This is a genomic window from Geodermatophilus maliterrae (assembly GCF_041018925.1).
Taxonomy (GTDB): domain Bacteria; phylum Actinomycetota; class Actinomycetes; order Mycobacteriales; family Geodermatophilaceae; genus Geodermatophilus; species Geodermatophilus maliterrae.
Genome location: NZ_JBFNXQ010000024.1, coordinates 1 through 16,623 on the forward strand (window position 1 = coordinate 1; position 16,623 = coordinate 16,623).

Sequence of the window (16,623 nt, forward strand, 5' to 3'; positions counted from 1 at the left end):
CTAAGCGGCCCACTCAGGGACACCTGGCGGCCGCGGGTGGACACCGCTGTCCCTGACGGGTCCGCCGGGCGCCAGCACGATCATCCTGGCCGAACGGGTGCCCGGCCAGCCCCGTTCGTCAGGGAGCAGGTGATGCTGGAGGGCACGGCGATCCAGGCTTCGCCGCCTGGTTCCACCCCACTGTTGGGGACGTCGTGACGGTGATGTGACGGGGTCGGCTCGACCATGCACCCGCAGGGCCACATACACGACGGGGCTGTCGCCGACGGCAGATGTCCCGTCTCGCGTGAGGGGAGGCCGCGATGTCCATCGAGGACAACAGAACAGCGGTGCGCACGTTGTGCGCGATGCTTGACAGCCACAATTTGGACGACCTGTCCGAGGTGATGGAGGAAGACTTCGTCGAGCAGGTCCCAGCACCCGGTCAAGGTCCTGGACTTGAGGGGTTCCGGCGCTACATGGAATACATGTACACGGCCTTCCCGGACCTGCGCTGGCACGTGGTGGACCAGGTCGCCGAGGGTGACAAGGTCGCCACACTGCACGTCTGGGAGGGAACGCACCGCGGTCCCTACGAGGGGATCGACCCCACTGACCAGCACGTTCGTGTGGCGGCGATGACGGTCGACTACCTGCGTGACGGGAGACTGGCGGAAAGTCGCATCGTCATGGACGTCGTGAGTCTGCTGCAGCAGCTCGGGGTGATCCCTGGCGGGACCAGCGGTGAGGCGCCAACTCGAATGGGGGCCTGATCACTGGTCACCATTAGCGGCCCACTCGGGGACAGCTGTCACTGTGCCCTGGTGCTCAGCTACCTCCGGGCTCGCGCGCAGCTGATGCCCGGCCAGAGTTCCAGGGAGCGTTGTCGGGAGCAGTCCGACCGGACAGGCGCCGAAGTGGGTGTGCAGCTTCCGGAGTTAGTCACCGGGCTGGTTCCGGTTGACCACCCGCGGCGGCGGCTTGGCGAGGGTGCAGTTTGACGGCTGACCCCTGGACTCCCTGCCGTCGGACTGCACGGAGGTTATGGAAGGGGACGATCATGACAAGGACGGATGCGCCGCGCCTGGACGGTGTTCACCACCTCAAGCTGCCGGTCAGTGACCTGACCAGGTCCCGGACGTGGTATGAGAGCCGGCTCGGCTATCGGCTGCACATTGAGTTCGTCGAGGATGGCGTCCTGATGGGGATGGCTCTGTCACATCCCAACGCGGGTCCCGAACTCGCCCTTCGACTTGACCCAGTCCGCGCCGCAGCAGCGGCGGGGTTCGACTACTTCTCGATTGGCGTGCCATCTGAGCAGCAGATCAATGAACTCGCGGTTCGATTGACCTCGCTCGGGGAGAAGCACGCCGGTGTACAGCGCACCACAATCGGATGGATCCTTCCGTACACCCACGATCCCGACGGCCACGAGGTGCGGTTTTACACCACCGAGCGGCACGCCGGTCCTCCTCCAGATGAGGTTCTGCGCACCGACGATCTACAGGGGATGACGGAACGACCCACACGAGACCCCGGGACTGAGTTGGAAACACCGTCGAGCGGTAGTCCGGCGGCCTCACCGCGGCGACCTGTTGCGCCTGCCTGATGGGCTGTGGCCGGCGGGCCGAACTTCCAACTGCCGCTCGCACCAGGCCACCACCGGGACTGCTGCAGCATCAGTTGACGGCGGTTGGGACTGATCATGCTGCAACGGCGTTTTGATCGGTGAAGGCAAGTTCGTACTCGACCGGGGTGAGTCTGCCGAGGGCGCGTTGCCTGCGGCGGCGGTTGTAGGTGTGCTCGATCCAGAACACGATCGCGGCGTGAAGCTCGTCGTGGGTGCGCCAGCGGCGGCGGTCCAGGACGTTCTTTGCAGCAGCGCGTGCCAGGACTCCATGGCGGCGTTGTCGCCCGCGGAGGCCACGCGGCCCATCGATCCCTGCAGTCCGGCGGCAGTGAGGACGGCACGAAAGCTCCGGGCTCGAAACTGGGATCCGCGGTCGCTGTGGACGACCACCAGACCCCTCGGCTGGCGCCGGGCAACGGCCGTGCGGAGGGCGGTGACGGTCAGCTGCGCGGTCATCCGTTCGTCGATCGCGTAGCCGACGATGCGGTTGCTGAACAGGTCCTTGATCGCGCAGCAGTAGAGCTTGCCTTCGGCGGTGGGGTGTTCGGTGATGTCGGTGACCCACACCTGATCGGGGCGCTGCGCGGTGAAGTTCCGTTGCACGTGGTCGTCGTGCACCGCCGGGCCGGGCGTCTTGCCCGCGCCTCGCCGGCCCTTGCGCACCGTGGTCGACCAGAGCTTCTGCTGGGAGCACAGTCGCCAGATGCGCCGCTCACCGGCGACCAGGCCGGCGCCGGCAACTTCGTCGGCGAGGAACCGGTAGCCGAACTCCGGATCGTCGCCGTGGGCGTCGATGAGGGCGTTGGTGAGGTGGGCGTCCTGGAGGTCGCGCTGGCTGATGGGAGCTGCAGTCCAGGCGTAGTAGGCCTGGGCCGAGTGGCCCAACACCCCGCAGGCCAGCCGCACCGGAGCGCCCTCGGCGGCCAGGTCACGGACTAGCGGGTAGCTCATTTTGGGAGGCTGCCGGCGGCGAAGTAGGCCGCGGCGCGACGCAGGATCTCGTTCTCCATCTCCAGCCGCCGCTTCTCCCGGCGGAGCTGCACGAGCTCGTTCTGCTCGGCGCTGGTCTGCCCATCGACGACGCCGTCGTCGATGTCGGCCTGGCGCACCCAGCGGCGCACCGACTCGACACAGATGTCGAAGTCAGCAGCAACCTCCGCCTGGCTCAGGTCACCGCGGCGGGCGACCCGGACGACGTCACGCTTGAACTCCGGCGGGAACTTCTTGGGCACAGCGACATCCTCTCCGCGAGACAAGGTCCCGCAGAACGAGTGTCAACTGAAGGCACAGCAGTCCCACCGCCCGAGGCGTGGAGCGGGCTGGCCAGACACTCAGCAACTATGGACTGTCCCCCACGGGTCCTCCGCCGCCTCCTGGCAAGCAGTCCAGCTGCGATAGCGGCAGCCAGAGCGAAACAGCAGCGCCCGCCGCATTCCGTCTCCCCACGCGGGCGAGGGTGTTCGCCGAGTGTGTCTAAAGCCGCCTTTAGGGACACGCCGGAGATCGCAGTGGCTGACCGCTTGACCGACGTTGGCTCAGCCGGCGGTGAGGCCGGTCGCGTCAGAAGGACGGGCGAGTCGTCGACGGGGATCACCGGCGAGCGTGAGTCCCTTGCGCGTGCAGCGCTAGCTGTGGTTGCCGGCGAGGCTGATTGACCACCGATGCCCCGACGCCCATCCACATACTCCTCGCCGCTCCTCACAACCGGCTTTGATCCGGCTGCGGCGGGTCGGGGGAAGGGTGGGCCGTAGGCCCATCCCGCAGGGACGCGCAGCGCCCTTCCCGCGGTCGGTGCAGTCGGAAAGGCTCCCGCCGGAGGGAGGCGGGCGCCGCTTGCGGATACACCGCGCCGGGTAGCAACTAATGGCCGGGGCCGAGGTCCTCGGCGAGCTGATGGGGCTGCTGAAGGCTGGTCGGGCTTCTTCGCCCTGACGGCACGGAACTCCTACGCCATGAGGAGGCCGCCCGCAGGGGTGGATAACACCCGACCAGCATCTACAGCCAAGCAGACCAGCTCCGGGGCGGCTGCAGTTGCCCACAGGTTTCGCCATCCTGCCGGCAGTGCCGCTGCTCTGCGCCTCGTGGCCAGGCGGCGTTGTTAGAGGACGCGGGCGGCGGAGATGTGCGGCCCGTAGCGGAGTCGGCAAGCCCGCCAGTCCCCAGGCAACGGCCCAGGCGGCCGGGCACCGAGCGCCGGCCTGACAGTCCGCACACAGTCCGCACACAGTCCGCAGAAAGTCCGCAAGATGCCCGTATCCCATCATCGGGAACCAACCGCCTCCCGCACCCATAAACGCAAGTCAGAGCGCTGTCTCGGGTAGTCCGCGCAGGTCAGCGGCGCACCCGCCAATGATGTCGGGGATCACGCCACGGATCGCCCGCCGCGGCATCGAGGCCAGCGATCGGCTGGGCCGGCACCGCTGGGTCATCGAGCGCTCCCTGGCCTGGCTGACCGGCTACCGCCGGCTGACCCTGCGCTATGAGCCCTGCGCCCGGCTGTTCACCGCATTCCTCACCCTGGCCGCAACGCTCACCTGCTACAAGAAGCTCTCCACATGAGACAAGCTTAAAGCGATGGCGAGTCGGTGACGTGCCGGTGACGTGCCGGTGACGCACGCCCGGGAGGCTTTGTATCACGACGCAGACCGGGCACGGGGGACGAGGATGGCCTTCTACCGCTCACCGCATGGATACAGCAGAGACCGCGCTATTACCAAGGGAGGAATGACGGTGGCAAACGAAGGTCACGGCTACAACATCGAGGTAGGCGTGCCTCCCGGGAAGGTGCTGGAGCACCTCGAGGTGTTCCAGGCCATCGCCAACGCCAACAACGGCAACCGGGCCTCGGGCACGTCCGGCTACCGGGGCAGCGTCGACTACGTGGTCGGCAAGTTGAGGGCCGCCGGCTACGCCCCGCGGGTCCAGACCTTCTCCTTCCCCTTCTTCCTGGAGGTCAGCCCGGCCACGGTCAGCGCGGGCGGCAGGCAGCTCGCCGCCGCGGACGTCGCGGTCATGACCTATTCCGGCTCCGGGACCGTGACGGCACCGGTGCAGGCCGTGGGAACGACCGGCGAGAAGGCCGCGAGCACCAGCGGGTGCCAGGCCGGGGACTTCGCCGACTTCGTGCCGGGGAACATCGCACTACTCCAGCGGGGCACGTGCGCCTTCGGGGTGAAGGCCGCCAACGCGGCGGCCGCCGGGGCGTCCGCGGTGCTGATCTTCAACACGGGACTGCCCGGGGCGGAGGGGGCGGTCGCCGGCACCCTGGGCGAACCGGGGGTGACGACCGTCCCCGTGGTCGGCCTGAGCTACGCCGCCGGGGTCGCCCTGCTGGGCGGGGGCGAGGTGACGGTCAGCACGCAGACCGTCTCCGAGAGCCGGGAGACCTTCAACGTCCTCGCCGAGACCCGCTCGGGTGACCCGGAGCGCACGGTCATGGTCGGCGCGCACCTGGACAGCGTCCCGCAGGGCCCCGGGATCAACGACAACGCCTCCGGCTCCGCGGGGATCCTCGCCATCGCCGAGGTGCTCGCGGGCACGGAGACCGCCAACGCCGTGCGCTTCGCCTGGTGGGGCGCGGAGGAGTTCGGCCTACTCGGATCCCGCCACTACGTCGCGGACCTCAAGACCAACGATCCCGCGACGCTCGGGAACATCGCGCTGTACCTGAACTTCGACATGATCGGCTCCCCGAACCACGGCCGCTTCGTCTACGACGGCGACGCCTCGGCGTTCGGCCCCGACGACGGCTCGGTGCCCGCCCCGGCCGGCTCGGCCGCGATCGAGGCGGCCTTCCACGAGCACTTCGGCTCCCTGGGCCTGGCCTCGGGCGAGACCGAGTTCAGCGGCCGCAGCGACTACGGGCCGTTCATCGCCGAGGGCATTGCCTCCGGCGGGCTCTTCACCGGCGCCGAGGGGATCAAGACCGTGGAACAGGCCGCGCTGTTCGGCGGCCGGGCCGGCATCGGCTACGACTTCTGCTACCACGCGTCGTGCGACGACCTCAGCAACATCGACCACCGGACGCTGGACGAGATGACCGGCGCGGCCTCCGCCGTGACCCTGCGCTTCGCCAACTCCCCCCTGGGCCTCGAGGAGGAGGGCCGGCGGCTACTCGCCGCCGTGGCGCCCGTACCCGCCGCCACCGTCGACCAGGGACACGGCCCGAGCAACGCCGCCGAGGCGAGACAGCCGCGCTGAGGCGGTCACGGTGGGGCCGATGCCCGGCCCCACCGCGGAGACCGTGGTCCGCACAGGACCCAACGGTTACGAGCAGGCCGGGCAGGCGCGTCTGTCCACGCGTGGACGATGTTCTAGGTGTACTTGGCCAGGACGTTGGTGACGGCGGACCGGGTTTGAACGAAGGAGAACCTCCGAGTGGGGTGTGGCTTGTCGAAGGCCCAGTCCCTGCTCGGAGGTTCTCGTGTCCCACGCTAATGCCCGCACCACCGTTCATGGCCGGCAGTTGATCGTCCAGCGGTACCGGGCGGGGTGGAAACAGGCGCACATCGCTGCGGCGATGGGGATCTCTCGCAAGTGCGTGCGGACCTGGATCGGGCGGTGGACGATCGAGGGGGCGGCCGGGTTGGCCGACCGGTCCAGCCGCCCGCACACCAGCCCGACCCGCACCCCGACAGAGACCGAAGACCGCGTCGTCGAGCTGCGCAGCCAGCAGCGTCGCGGCCCGGCGTGGATCGGCGCCGAGCTCGGCGTGCCGGCCCGCACCGTCTCCCGCGTCCTGGCCCGCCGCGGGCAGCCCCGGCTGGCCGCGCTGGACCCGATGACCGGCCAAGTCATCCGGGCCTCGAAGACCACCGCGGTCCGCTACGAGCGGTCCCGGCCTGGCGAGCTGGTGCACATGGACGTCAAGAAGCTGGCGCGCATCCCCGCCGGTGGTGGCTGGCGCGCGCACGGCCGCGCAGCCACCGTCGACCACCGGCACAAGTCGGTGCCAACCGGCTTTGACTACGTCCACTCGCTCATCGACGACCACTCTCGGCTGGCCTACGCCGAGATCCTCACCGACGAGAAGGGCGTGACCTGCGCGGGCTTCCTCGCCCGCACCGCGGCCTACTTCGCCGGCCACGGCATCACCCGGATCGAGCGGGTGATGACCGACAACGCCTGGGCCTACCGGTGGTCCCTGCGCGAGGTCATCACCGCCCTCGGCGCCCGGCAGAAGTTCATCCGCCCGCACTGCCCGTGGCAGAACGGCGAGGTCGAACGCCTCAACCGCACCCTGGTCACCGAGTGGGCTTACCGACAGGCCTTCACCAACAACGACCAGCGCACCGCTGCCCTTGCTCCGTGGCTCGAGCACTACAACACTCAGCGCCGCCACAGCGCACTCGGTGGATGCCCTCCGATCAGCCGCCTGGCACCAACCTGATGGCCGGGTACATCTAGGACCGCGACCGACTGTGCGTAGCAACGCGTCAGTGGCCGCGTCCTGAGTCTCGACGGTTGGGCGCCTCCACACCTCTGCCTGCTTCCCGACGACCGGCGTCCCTCCGGCTGTCGCAGGGCGGGGGAAGGGTGGGCCGTAGGCCCATCCCGAAGGGACGCGGAGCGCCCTTCCGGCGACCGAGACAGCCGGCAGGCTGAACGGGGTGGGAAGCGGCACCTCCAGCATCGGCACGGCGTCCCCAGGCGGAGGGGTCTGACGCGCGGCTGCTCGTGCTTGCGGACACCTGGTCAGCACTCGGTCAGCAGAATGTCCGTCGAGGGCCGTCCACAGCACTCATCAGCTCGGTACAACACCGCAGGTCAAAGCCGCAATGACCGACCGGAGCCCAGGTCAGGAACGCGCCTGAATCGGTTTCCTGAACCGTGTGTCGCAGGTTCGAATCCTGCCGGGGGCACTGGCGTGGAGCAGGTGATCGCCCTGCCTGGCGTCTCGACCGAGACCTGTCCGAACGCCCGTGCGACGGACTGAGCTGCCGCACGTCACCCGGTGTCAGACCGTCTCGGGGACGCGCAGGTGAGCGAGGACGAGGTCGAACTCCGCCACGTCGGTGACGCGCATCCCCATGTGCTCGGTGAACTCCTCGCGCATCGCCTGGGCCTGACCTCTGGCACGGTTCATGGTCTGGCGGCTGTCGTAGGTGGCGGCGGTCGCGCATCGGCCGGTCCCGTGGTCGACGAGGAGGCTCACGCTGCAGAAGCCGGGCAGGTCGTCGACGCGGAGGGCGATGTTCGTGCGGAAGGCGTCGATGACGCGGTCCATCTGGCCGATCGGGCCCTTCGTCCACATGACGCGCGTGGCGGCGCCCCTCGGGGCCTCGCGCACGCGGTGGACCACGGCGACGGACCACTCGACGACCTCGATCTCGTCGTCCGTGCCGCGGACCGTCCGGATCACCTCCTCCTGGACGGATCGGACGGCCTCGGCGCTGCGGTGCAGGGACTCGGGGTCGCCCCAGGACGTGGTGACGATGCACCGACCGGTGTGGCGGTCGACCAGCATGGAGAACCCGACGCAGCCGTCCAGCTGTCGGACGGCGGGCATGACCTGGTCGCGGACGTAGGCGATGCCGTCGTCGATGAGTGTCGGGGCACCGCGGAAGGTGGTCGATCGGGTGTACATGCCAGTGCCCCCTCGGGGCGGCGGTGCCCCAGCGGCGTCGCCGCGTGGACCGACTGTCCTCGGGGGGCGGGCCGGGGGCAACGCCCTCGCGCGGCGTGGCAGGCCCGCTCGGAGGTGAGCGGGGACGAACCGGACCGGTGAGGCGGCCCGTCGGCCGATGCGGGCGGCACCGGCGGGACGTCCGGAGGACGGGCGCGTCAGTGGTGGCCGTGCCGGCCGAGGGTCTCCACGGGGGTCGCGCCGGGGCGGGTCCACTGCGGCACGGGGCGGCTGGTCGGGCCCCAGGTGGCGTTCCCGTCCGCGTCCGAGCGCCAGTACCAGCACGCGTGGCTCCCCTCGGGCCAGCCCTCGGGCTTGTCCTCCCACGCCTCGCCGCGGCCGAAGGGCGTCCTGTCGAGCAGGCCGAAGGACCCGGCGACCGGCTCGTTGCCCCGGCCCGTCGTGGAGTAGGTGAGGAACGCGCGGTCGCCGTCGCGCAGGAAGCAGGTGAGGTAGCCCATGGCGCCGCCGACCGGCTCCTCCACCCCGCGCACCGAGTACCAGGGCTGGGTGTAGCCCATGAACTCGACGAAGGAGGCCACCTCGTCCCAGCGGCCCGTGGTCAGGACGGCGAAGGAGACGCCGCGGGCGTCGAGGTAGACGGTGTCCCTCAGCTGCCAGGTCGTCATGGTGCAGCCCTCGCACTGCCCCTGGTGCGGCGCGCCGTCGTACCACATGTGCTTGTAGACCACGAGCTCGTCGCGACCCTGGAACAGGTCCAGGAACGGGACCGGGCCGTCGGGTCCGACCACCTCGACCGCCCCGTCGAACTCCACCATCGGCAGCCGGCGGCGGGCGGCGGCGAGGGCGTCGCCCTCGCGGGTGTGGGCCTTCTCGCGGACCAGGAGCTCGTCACGGGCGGCCTGCCAGGTGGCCCGGTCGACGACGGGCGGGCGGCCGGGCAGCGCGGTGGTCGGGTTCCTCGGCGTGGTCGTCATGGGGTCCTCCGTGGTGTCTCGTGCCGGGCAGCGTCATCCGACGTCCGGCGACACCAGGACAGACCCGCGACCCGGCCGGAACTCATCGCGGCGGGGCCCTCGGCGCGCGGTCGGAGCCTGGTCGGCGGTGCTCCTCAGTCGAAGAGGACGACCCCCCGGACGTTCTTGCCGGCCCTCATGTCCGCGAAGCCCTGGGCCACCTGCTCGAGGGTGTAGGTCCGGGTGACGAGCGCGTCGAGCTGCAGCGTGCCGGCCGCGTACTGGGTGAGCAGGTGGGGGATGTCCCACCGCGGGTTGCACCCGCCGAAGAGCGCTCCCTGGAGCCGCTTCTGGAACACCGTGAACATGGTGGGGTTGATCGGGATGCCCGCCTGCCGCATCCCCCCGGTCCCGGTGAGGACGACGGTGCCGGCCTTCCGGACGGAGTTCACCGCCTCGGCGATGTGGTCCCCGGTCACGACGCCGACCGTGACGATGGTCGCGTCGGCCCCCTGTCCGTTGGTCATGGACTGGGCGATGGCGGTCGCCTCCTTGATGGAGTCGGTCGTGTGCGTCGCCCCGAACCGCTCGGCGGTCTCCCGCTTGAACTCCACCGGGTCGACGGCGATGACGGCGCGGGCGCCGATGGCACGGGCGGCCTGCACGCTGTTGATGCCGACCCCGCCGACGCCCATGACGATGACCACGTCGCCGGGCTGGGCGTCGGACATGTTGGTGACCGATCCCCACCCGGTGGCGACGCCGCAACTGACCAGCACGGCTTTGTCGAGCGGCACGTCGCGGTCGATCTTCACCACCGACCGGGCATCGACGACCGTGTGCTCGCTGAACGCCGAGACGCCGGAGTGCTGGACCACCGGCCTGCCCTGGTACGAGATCCGGAAGCTGGTGGGGTCGTCGAGCCGCGCACCGGTGAAGAGCCTGCCCCCGAGGTCGCAGAGGTTCTGCCGTCCGGTCGAGCACATCCGGCACTGCCCGCAGACGGCGATGAAGCTGAGCACGACGTGGTCGCCCTCGGCCCAGCCGGGGGTGTCGGGGCCGACGCCGACGACGATGCCGGCTCCCTCGTGCCCACCGGCGATGGGGAGCCGGAAGGCCGGGGAGTCGCCGACGGCGACGTGGTCGTCGGTGTGACAGAGCCCGGCGGCGACCATCTTGACCAGCAGCTCGCCCCGGCGGGGCCCGTCGAGGTCCACCTCGGTCAGCTCGTACTCGCCGGGCTGTTGGTGCAGGACCGCGCTACGGGTCTTCACGTCTGCTCCCTTGCAGATCGAGGTCTCGCGGCCACCCCGTGGGTACGCCGCCGTCCGGTCGGGTCGGGCTCGAGGCCGCAGCCCCGGTGCCCGTGACCACCGACGGCGGAAGAGGTAGGTGCCGACGGTGGTGACGGCGGCTACTCAACACCCTCGGCCGGGACCTCGCCTCCTGACGGCCACGACGTCGCCCGGACGGCCCGGTAGCGGTGACGACCCGGCACCAGCCGGTGTGGGACCGGCACGCGGGTAACGGTGTGCGCATGGGAGCGCGCAACGCGGCGGTCGCGGCCGGAGGGCAGTGGGTCGACCCCGACGACGGGATCCGCTACCCCGCCGGCGAGGTCCACGCGTGGGAACGCGGGCGCAACGAGACGGTCTGCGGGCTCTCGCTGAGCAGGTCCCGGCTGACCCGCTTCCCGCACGTGAGCTGGGCCGACGTCCAGCCGGAGTCGGGCCGGCACGCGGAGGAGGTGCAGGCCGTGTGCCGGCGCTGCCGGGCCGCCCAGGGCGGGCGGCGGGACGACCGCGGCTGGACGCGGAGGAACCCGCGCCCCTGAGCCGGACGGCCCCCGGCAGTGCGACCTGTGGGTGACACCTGCCCGCGGAGGGAAACTCCGAGGGCTCCGAGGCGTTACCGTTCCAGATGCACGTCGTACCCGCGGCAACGGCGCCGTGGGACCTGCGGAGGTGGGAACGCAACGATGGAGACCACGGTGGTCGACGTCCCCGAACGGGGACGCTTCGAGGTGCGGGTCGGCGACCGTGTCGTCGGACTGGCGAGCTACCACGTCGAGAACGGCCTGATGACCCTGCCGCACACCGAGGTCGACCCGAGCATGGGTGGCCGCGGCCTCGGCAAGGCGCTCGTCAGCGGCGTCCTGGAGGCCGCCCGCGAGCGCGGACTGCACGTCCTCCCGTACTGCTCGTTCGTCCGCCACTACATCCAGCAGCACCCCGAGACGCTGGACCTGGTCACCGACGACGACAAGCCGCACTTCGGCCTGGCCACCGTCGACCACTGAGCACCGGGCGCTGATCTGCGCCGCCCCGCCACGTTGCCTACCGTGGCGCTGGTGCCCACCGCCCTCCTCTGGTTCCGCCGAGACCTCCGGCTGAGCGACCACCCGGCGCTGCTCGCCGCCTGCGACGCCGCCGGACCGGAGGGCACGGTCGTGCCCGTCTTCGTCGTCGACCCCCGGCTGTGGGACCCCTCCGGCCCACCCCGCCGGGAGTTCCTGCGGAGCTGCCTGGCCGACCTGCGCGAGCAGACGGGCGGGGCGCTGGTCATCCGCTCCGGCGACCCGGCGCGCGTCGTGCCCGACCTCGTGCGCGAGACCGGCGGGGGGAGCGTGCACGTCTCCGCCGACGCCGGCGTGTACGGCCGGGCCCGCGACGCCGCCGTGGAGCAGGCACTGGGCGGGGTCCCGTTCGTGCGCACCGGCTCGCCCTACGGCGTCACCCCCGGCCGGCTCACCAAGGACGACGGCACCCCGTTCAAGGTCTACTCACCGTTCGCCCGGGCCTGGCGGGCGCGCGGACTGCACGGCCCCGCGCCGCGCCCGGACGACGTCCCCTGGGCCGACGGCCTCGCGCCCGGTGACCTGCCGCCGGCGCAGGACCTCGGCGAGACGGTCCTGCCGGCGGCCGGCGAGCAGGCCGGCCGCGACGCGTGGGCGCAGTTCCGCGACCAGCGGCTGCTCGGCTACGCGTCGTCCCGCAACACCCCCGGCGCCGACGGCACCAGCCGCCTGTCGGCGCACCTGAAGTACGGCACGGTGCACCCGCGCACGCTGCTGGCCGAGGCCACGGCGCTGGACGACGGCGACCGGCACGAGGCGGTCGAGAAGTTCGTCGGCGAGCTCATCTGGCGCGACTTCTACGCCGACGTCCTCTGGCACCGTCCGGAGACCGCCCGGGAGCCGTTCAACCCGCAGATGACGGCGATGGAGTACGACACGGGGCCGGTCGCCGACGAGCACTTCGCCGCGTGGGCGGAGGGCCGCACCGGCTACCCGATCGTCGACGCCGGGATGCGCCAGCTGCACGGCGAGGCCTACGTGCACAACCGGGTGCGGATGGTCGTCGCGTCGTTCCTGGTCAAGGACCTGCACATCGACTGGCGGCGCGGCGCCCGCTACTTCCTCGACCACCTCGTCGACGGCGACCTGGCCAGCAACCACCACGGCTGGCAGTGGGTGGCCGGCACCGGCACCGACCCCTCGCCGTACTACCGGGTGTTCAACCCGACGCGGCAGGGCCAGCAGTTCGACCCCGACGGCGCCTACGTCCGGCGCTGGGTGCCCGAGCTGCGCGACGTCCCCGACCGGTACGTGCACGAGCCGTGGACGGTGCCCGGCGGGCCACCGGAGGGCTATCCGGCGCCGATCGTGGACCACGCCGAGGAGCGGCAGGTGGCGCTGGCCCGCTACCAGGCGGTGCGCGGTGCCTGAGGGCCACACCCTGTTCCGGCTGGCCCGGGAGCAGGCGGCGCTGTTCGCCGGACGGCCGGTGCACGTGACCAGCCCGCAGGGCCGCTTCGCCTCCGGGGCGGCGCTGCTCGACGGGCGGGTGGTCGACGAGATCACCAGCTACGGCAAGCACCTGTTCGCCTGCTTCGGCGCCGACACCCTGCACGTGCACCTGGGCCTCTACGGCACCTACACGACCGGTCTCGGCGACCCGCCGACCCCGCGCGGTGCGCTGCGGATGCGGTGGACGGCCGAGGGCCCCGACGGCGGCGGCGTGTGGACCGACCTGCGCGGGGCGACGGCGTGCGACGTCCTCACCCAGCCCGAGGTCGACGCCATCCTCGACCGGCTCGGCCCCGACCCGCTGCGCACCCGCCGCGGTGGCCCGCTGTCCTACGCGCGGGTCGGCCACAGCCGGACGGCGGTCGGCGCGCTGCTGATGGACCAGTCGGTGCTGGCCGGCGTGGGCAACGTCTACCGTGCCGAGATCCTCTACCGGCACGGCATCTCGCCGTTCCGGCCGGGCCGCGACGTCGGCGCCGAGGAGTGGCAGGCGCTGTGGGACGACCTGGTGGTGCTCCTGCGCGCCGGCGTCCGGCTGGGCCGGATCGTCACCACCAACCCGGCCGACCGGTCCCGCCGCTCGGGCGCCGTCCGCCGGGAGGACGCGCACTACGTCTACCGGCGCACCGGGCTGCCCTGCCGGATCTGCGGCACCGAGGTGCGGACGGCGGAGATGGTCGGCCGCAACCTCTACTGGTGCCCCGTCTGCCAGGCGACCTGACCGCGCCGCGAGATCGGGGATCTCGTGGCCATCAGGGTCCGACGGCCACGAGACCGCCGATCTCGTCGGGAGGGGCCAGGCCTCAGAGGGCGCCCTTGGCGGGGTCGCCGGCGGCGAGCGCGTCCAGCACGGTGACCGACGGCGCCCCGGTGAGCTTGCCCTCGAGGCGGCCCGACAGCGCCGTCAGCGCCGCGGCCTTGCCGTGGGTGGCCAGCGCCTGGGGGCTCTCCCACTTCTCCACCATCACGAGGGCACCGTCGCGGCCCTGGTGCAGCGAGTAGCGCTCGCAGCCGGGCTCCTCGTGCACCTGCGGCACCGTCTCGAGCACCGCCTGACGGACCTCGTCGGCGTGCTCGGGCTTGGGGCTGATGGTGGCGACGACGACGACGGACACGGGGAGTCCCCTCTGCTGCGGGCGGTGGGTGGGCCGGGTGGTGACCTGGCGCACGACCGCCCGGCGGGGCCAGGATGCCAGTCGTGGCGGACGACGGCGCTCTGACCCCGGCCGACGGCCGCCCCCTGCGCGTGGCCGTGGTCGGCGCCGGGCCGGCCGGCATCTACACCGCCGAGGCGCTGGTCCGCCGCGCGCCGGTCCCGGTCACCGTCGACCTGATCGACCGGCTACCCACCCCGTTCGGCCTGGTCCGGCACGGCATCGCCCCCGACCACCCGAAGATGCGCGCCATCCGCGACACCCTGCACCGGGCGCTGGACGACCCCGGCGTCCGCTTCGTCGGCAACGTCGAGATCGGCACCGACGTCTCCCTGGAGGACCTGCGGGCGCACGTCGACGCCGTCGTCTACACCTACGGCGCCGCGCTCGACCGGCCGCTGTCCATCGAGGGCGAGCAGCTGACCGGCAGCCTCGCCGCCACCGACCTCGTGGCCTGGTACTGCGGGCACCCCGATGCCGACCGGGTGCGGGTGGAGACGGCGCTGGCCGGTGTCCGCCGGGCCGTCGTCGTCGGGGTCGGCAACGTCGCCCTCGACGTCGCCCGGGTGCTGTGCCGCGCGCCGCAGGAACTCGAGCCCACCGACATGCCCCAGCACGTCCTCGACACCCTCGCCGCGACGGCGGTCGAGGAGGTCACCGTGCTCGGCCGGCGCGGCCCGGTGCAGGCGACGTTCACCACCAAGGAGCTCGACGAGCTCGGCGAGCTGGCCGAGGCCACGGTGCTGGTGGACCCGGCCGACCTGCCCGGCGAGGACGAGCCCCCGCCGCCCGACCGGCTGGTCGCCCGCAACGTCGACGTCCTCCGCCAGTACTCGGCCAACACCGCCGGGCCCGGCCGCGCCCGCCTGACCCTGCGTTTCTACCGCCGCCCGGTGCGCATCCTCGGCACCGACCGGGTCACCGGAGTCGAGGTCGAGCGGACCGCGGTCGACGACGAGGGCCGCGCGGTGGGCACCGGCGAGACCGAGGTGCTGCCGGCCGACCTCGTCGTCCGCTCGGTCGGCTACCGGGGCGAGGGCCTGCCCGGCCTGCCGGTCGACCCGCGCACCGGCACCGTCCCGAACGACGACGGCCGGGTGCTGCGCGACGGCACCCCCTCCGTCGGCGAGTACGTGGCCGGCTGGATCAAGCGCGGGCCCACCGGCGTCGTCGGCACGAACAAGCACGACGCCCGCGAGACCGTCGCCGCGCTGCTGGCCGACGCCGAGGCCGGCGTCATCGGCCCGCACGGGGACCGCGACGACCTGGTGCACACGCTGCAGACCCGCGGTGCCGAGCCGGTGCTGCTGGAGGACTGGCGGGCCATCGACGCCGCCGAGGTCGCCCTCGGCGCCACCCGCGGGCGGGCGCGGACGACGCTGCACGAGCGCGAGGCGCTGCTCGCCGCGGTCCGGGCGGCCGCCGTCCGCTAGACGGGCACCGCGGCGATCAGCTCCCGGGCGGCGTCCCCCGTCGCCGCGGCGGCGAAGCGGATGAGCGTCTCGGTGTCGGCCTCCAGCCGCAGCGGCGCGCCGTCGGCGGTGAGCGCCACCCCGCCGGCCGCGGCCAGCACGGCCAGCCCGCCGGCGACGTCGTGCACGTGCGTGCCGCCGCGGTCGAGGTTGTGCCAGGCGCCGGCCGAGCCGTCGGCGACCAGGCAGACGTCGACGGCGGTGCAGCCGGTCACCCGGACCCGGCGGGCGGTGCTGGGCACGAGCACACCCCGGCCCGTCGGTGCCGTGGGCGCCACGAGCGTGCTCCCGGGACGCACCCGTGCCGGCACGCCGTCCCGCCAGGCACCGGCCTCCTCGGCCCCGGCCCAGCGCCGGCCGGACGACAGGTCGACCACCAGCCCGGCCCTCGAGCGGCCGCCGCGCACCAGCGCCGCCGAGAACGCCCACGGCGGCAGGCCGGCGCGGAAGTTGCCGGTGCCGTCGAGCGGGTCGAGCACCACCCACGGCTCGTCGACGGGCACGGTCAGGTCGGCGCGCTCCTCCGACAGCACGGTCACCCCGAGTTCGGCCATCACCTCGGCCGCGGCCGCGTGTGCGGCCTCGTCGGCGGCCAGCGACCAGCTGCCGTCGGCCTTGACCCGGTCGCGGCCGCTGTCGCGGGCCAGCGCGACGGCGACCTCCACCTGCGTGGCCGCCAGCGCGGCGAGGTGCCCGAAGCGCTCGGTCAGCGGGGCGTCGGACGGGGGCGCTGCGACCTGCACGACCCGTCCGGTGCCGGCGTCGCGCACCTGCGAGCAGCCCCAGGCCGAGGCGACGGCGAGCAGCGCGGTCCGCCCGGTGACGTGCGTGGACCGGTGGACGACCACGGCCTCGGTGATGCCCTCGTCGGTCCATCGCCGGCGCAGGTGCGCGGCCGCGCCGTTCCCGACCAGCAGCCGGGCGCCGGGGTCGAGCATCTCTGGGGCCAGCGCGGCCGGGCTCATGCCGAGCAGCTCCGCGGCGGTCCAGAGGTCCTCCCCGGACGCGGCGACCCGCATCGTGCCCGTCTCGCCCACG

14 protein-coding genes, 1 tRNA gene and 2 pseudogenes are annotated in these 16,623 nt (G+C 72.3%); 11 read left to right on the plus strand and 6 right to left on the minus strand.

The annotated features are described in order from the left end of the window. The first annotated feature begins 302 nt into the window (after positions 1-302). Positions 303-752: an ester cyclase gene (locus ABQ292_RS09665; RefSeq protein WP_369205677.1), complete on the plus strand. Its 450-nt coding sequence runs from the start codon at positions 303-305 to the stop codon at positions 750-752. A 287-nt stretch (positions 753-1,039) separates the two neighbouring features. Continuing rightward, the gene (locus tag ABQ292_RS09670; RefSeq protein ID WP_369205679.1) at positions 1,040-1,588 is read left to right on the plus strand and encodes a VOC family protein; all 549 of its coding nucleotides are present in this window, start codon (positions 1,040-1,042) and stop codon (positions 1,586-1,588) included. Positions 1,589-1,682: 94 nt separating this feature from the next. On the opposite strand, the pseudogene ABQ292_RS09675 reads toward ABQ292_RS09670, so the two are convergent. Continuing rightward, positions 1,683-2,841: pseudogene (locus ABQ292_RS09675) on the minus strand (IS3 family transposase). A 1,129-nt stretch (positions 2,842-3,970) separates the two neighbouring features. Here ABQ292_RS09675 and ABQ292_RS09680 point away from each other — a divergent pair. From ABQ292_RS09680 to ABQ292_RS09695, 4 genes and pseudogenes are all read left to right on the plus strand, one after another. Beyond that, positions 3,971-4,168, plus strand: a pseudogene (locus tag ABQ292_RS09680) (transposase); the annotation flags it as partial. Between the two features lie 171 nt (positions 4,169-4,339). Continuing rightward, entirely contained in the window at positions 4,340-5,809 is a 1,470-nt protein-coding gene (locus ABQ292_RS09685) for a M28 family peptidase (protein ID WP_369205681.1), read from the plus strand. 223 nt (positions 5,810-6,032) lie between these two features. After that, positions 6,033-6,998, plus strand: a complete 966-nt coding sequence (locus tag ABQ292_RS09690) for an IS481 family transposase (RefSeq protein ID WP_369205683.1) — start codon at positions 6,033-6,035, stop codon at positions 6,996-6,998. A 401-nt stretch (positions 6,999-7,399) separates the two neighbouring features. After that, positions 7,400-7,470 (plus strand) — tRNA-Ser (locus tag ABQ292_RS09695). Between the two features lie 95 nt (positions 7,471-7,565). Here ABQ292_RS09695 and ABQ292_RS09700 read toward each other — a convergent pair. The 3 genes from ABQ292_RS09700 to ABQ292_RS09710 form a co-directional block, all read right to left on the minus strand. After that, positions 7,566-8,195: a hypothetical protein gene (locus ABQ292_RS09700; RefSeq protein ID WP_369205685.1), complete on the minus strand. Its 630-nt coding sequence runs from the start codon at positions 8,193-8,195 to the stop codon at positions 7,566-7,568. A gap of 197 nt (positions 8,196-8,392) precedes the next feature. After that, complete coding sequence (locus tag ABQ292_RS09705) at positions 8,393-9,172, minus strand: DUF899 family protein (protein ID WP_369205687.1); 780 nt, start codon at positions 9,170-9,172, stop codon at positions 8,393-8,395. A gap of 134 nt (positions 9,173-9,306) precedes the next feature. Continuing rightward, positions 9,307-10,425: an NDMA-dependent alcohol dehydrogenase gene (locus ABQ292_RS09710; RefSeq protein WP_369205689.1), complete on the minus strand. Its 1,119-nt coding sequence runs from the start codon at positions 10,423-10,425 to the stop codon at positions 9,307-9,309. A 263-nt stretch (positions 10,426-10,688) separates the two neighbouring features. Here ABQ292_RS09710 and ABQ292_RS09715 point away from each other — a divergent pair, with 263 nt between their 5' ends. The 4 genes from ABQ292_RS09715 to ABQ292_RS09730 all read left to right on the plus strand — a co-directional run bounded on the left by ABQ292_RS09715 (position 10,689) and on the right by ABQ292_RS09730 (position 13,680). Next, entirely contained in the window at positions 10,689-10,985 is a 297-nt protein-coding gene (locus ABQ292_RS09715; RefSeq protein ID WP_369205691.1) for a hypothetical protein, read from the plus strand. Positions 10,986-11,129: 144 nt separating this feature from the next. Continuing rightward, positions 11,130-11,450 (plus strand): GNAT family N-acetyltransferase, encoded by a 321-nt coding sequence (locus tag ABQ292_RS09720; RefSeq protein ID WP_369205693.1) that lies wholly within the window; start codon positions 11,130-11,132, stop codon positions 11,448-11,450. A gap of 51 nt (positions 11,451-11,501) precedes the next feature. Further along, on the plus strand, positions 11,502-12,878 hold the full coding sequence (locus ABQ292_RS09725; protein ID WP_369205695.1) for a cryptochrome/photolyase family protein: 1,377 nt from the start codon (positions 11,502-11,504) through the stop codon (positions 12,876-12,878). Next, positions 12,871-13,680, plus strand: a complete 810-nt coding sequence (locus ABQ292_RS09730) for an Fpg/Nei family DNA glycosylase (protein ID WP_369205697.1) — start codon at positions 12,871-12,873, stop codon at positions 13,678-13,680. The genes ABQ292_RS09725 and ABQ292_RS09730 overlap by 8 nt, the downstream gene beginning before the upstream one ends. Before the next feature lie 82 nt (positions 13,681-13,762). Here the strand turns inward: ABQ292_RS09730 and ABQ292_RS09735 are convergent, their stop codons facing one another. Beyond that, positions 13,763-14,074: a putative quinol monooxygenase gene (locus ABQ292_RS09735; protein ID WP_369205699.1), complete on the minus strand. Its 312-nt coding sequence runs from the start codon at positions 14,072-14,074 to the stop codon at positions 13,763-13,765. 74 nt (positions 14,075-14,148) lie between these two features. Here ABQ292_RS09735 and ABQ292_RS09740 point away from each other — a divergent pair, with 74 nt between their 5' ends. Next, on the plus strand, positions 14,149-15,546 hold the full coding sequence (locus tag ABQ292_RS09740; protein ID WP_369205701.1) for an FAD-dependent oxidoreductase: 1,398 nt from the start codon (positions 14,149-14,151) through the stop codon (positions 15,544-15,546). Here ABQ292_RS09740 and ABQ292_RS09745 read toward each other — a convergent pair. After that, a complete protein-coding gene (locus tag ABQ292_RS09745; protein WP_369205703.1) occupies positions 15,543-16,622 on the minus strand; it encodes an inositol monophosphatase family protein in 1,080 nt (359 codons plus the stop codon). The genes ABQ292_RS09740 and ABQ292_RS09745 overlap by 4 nt on opposite strands. Between the last annotated feature and the right edge of the window lies 1 nt (position 16,623).

What these genes read in the sequence shown, in the direction of transcription:
- ABQ292_RS09715 (WP_369205691.1), top strand. Translation starts at nt 10,689, where the DNA reads ATGGGAGCGCGCAACGCGGCGGTCGCGGCCGGAGGGCAGTGGGTCGAC.
- ABQ292_RS09720 (WP_369205693.1), top strand. Translation starts at nt 11,130, where the DNA reads ATGGAGACCACGGTGGTCGACGTCCCCGAACGGGGACGCTTCGAGGTG.
- ABQ292_RS09700 (WP_369205685.1), bottom strand. Translation starts at nt 8,195, where the DNA reads ATGTACACCCGATCGACCACCTTCCGCGGTGCCCCGACACTCATCGAC.
- ABQ292_RS09705 (WP_369205687.1), bottom strand. Translation starts at nt 9,172, where the DNA reads ATGACGACCACGCCGAGGAACCCGACCACCGCGCTGCCCGGCCGCCCG.
- ABQ292_RS09670 (WP_369205679.1), top strand. Translation starts at nt 1,040, where the DNA reads ATGACAAGGACGGATGCGCCGCGCCTGGACGGTGTTCACCACCTCAAG.
- ABQ292_RS09740 (WP_369205701.1), top strand. Translation starts at nt 14,149, where the DNA reads ATGCCAGTCGTGGCGGACGACGGCGCTCTGACCCCGGCCGACGGCCGC.
- ABQ292_RS09665 (WP_369205677.1), top strand. Translation starts at nt 303, where the DNA reads ATGTCCATCGAGGACAACAGAACAGCGGTGCGCACGTTGTGCGCGATG.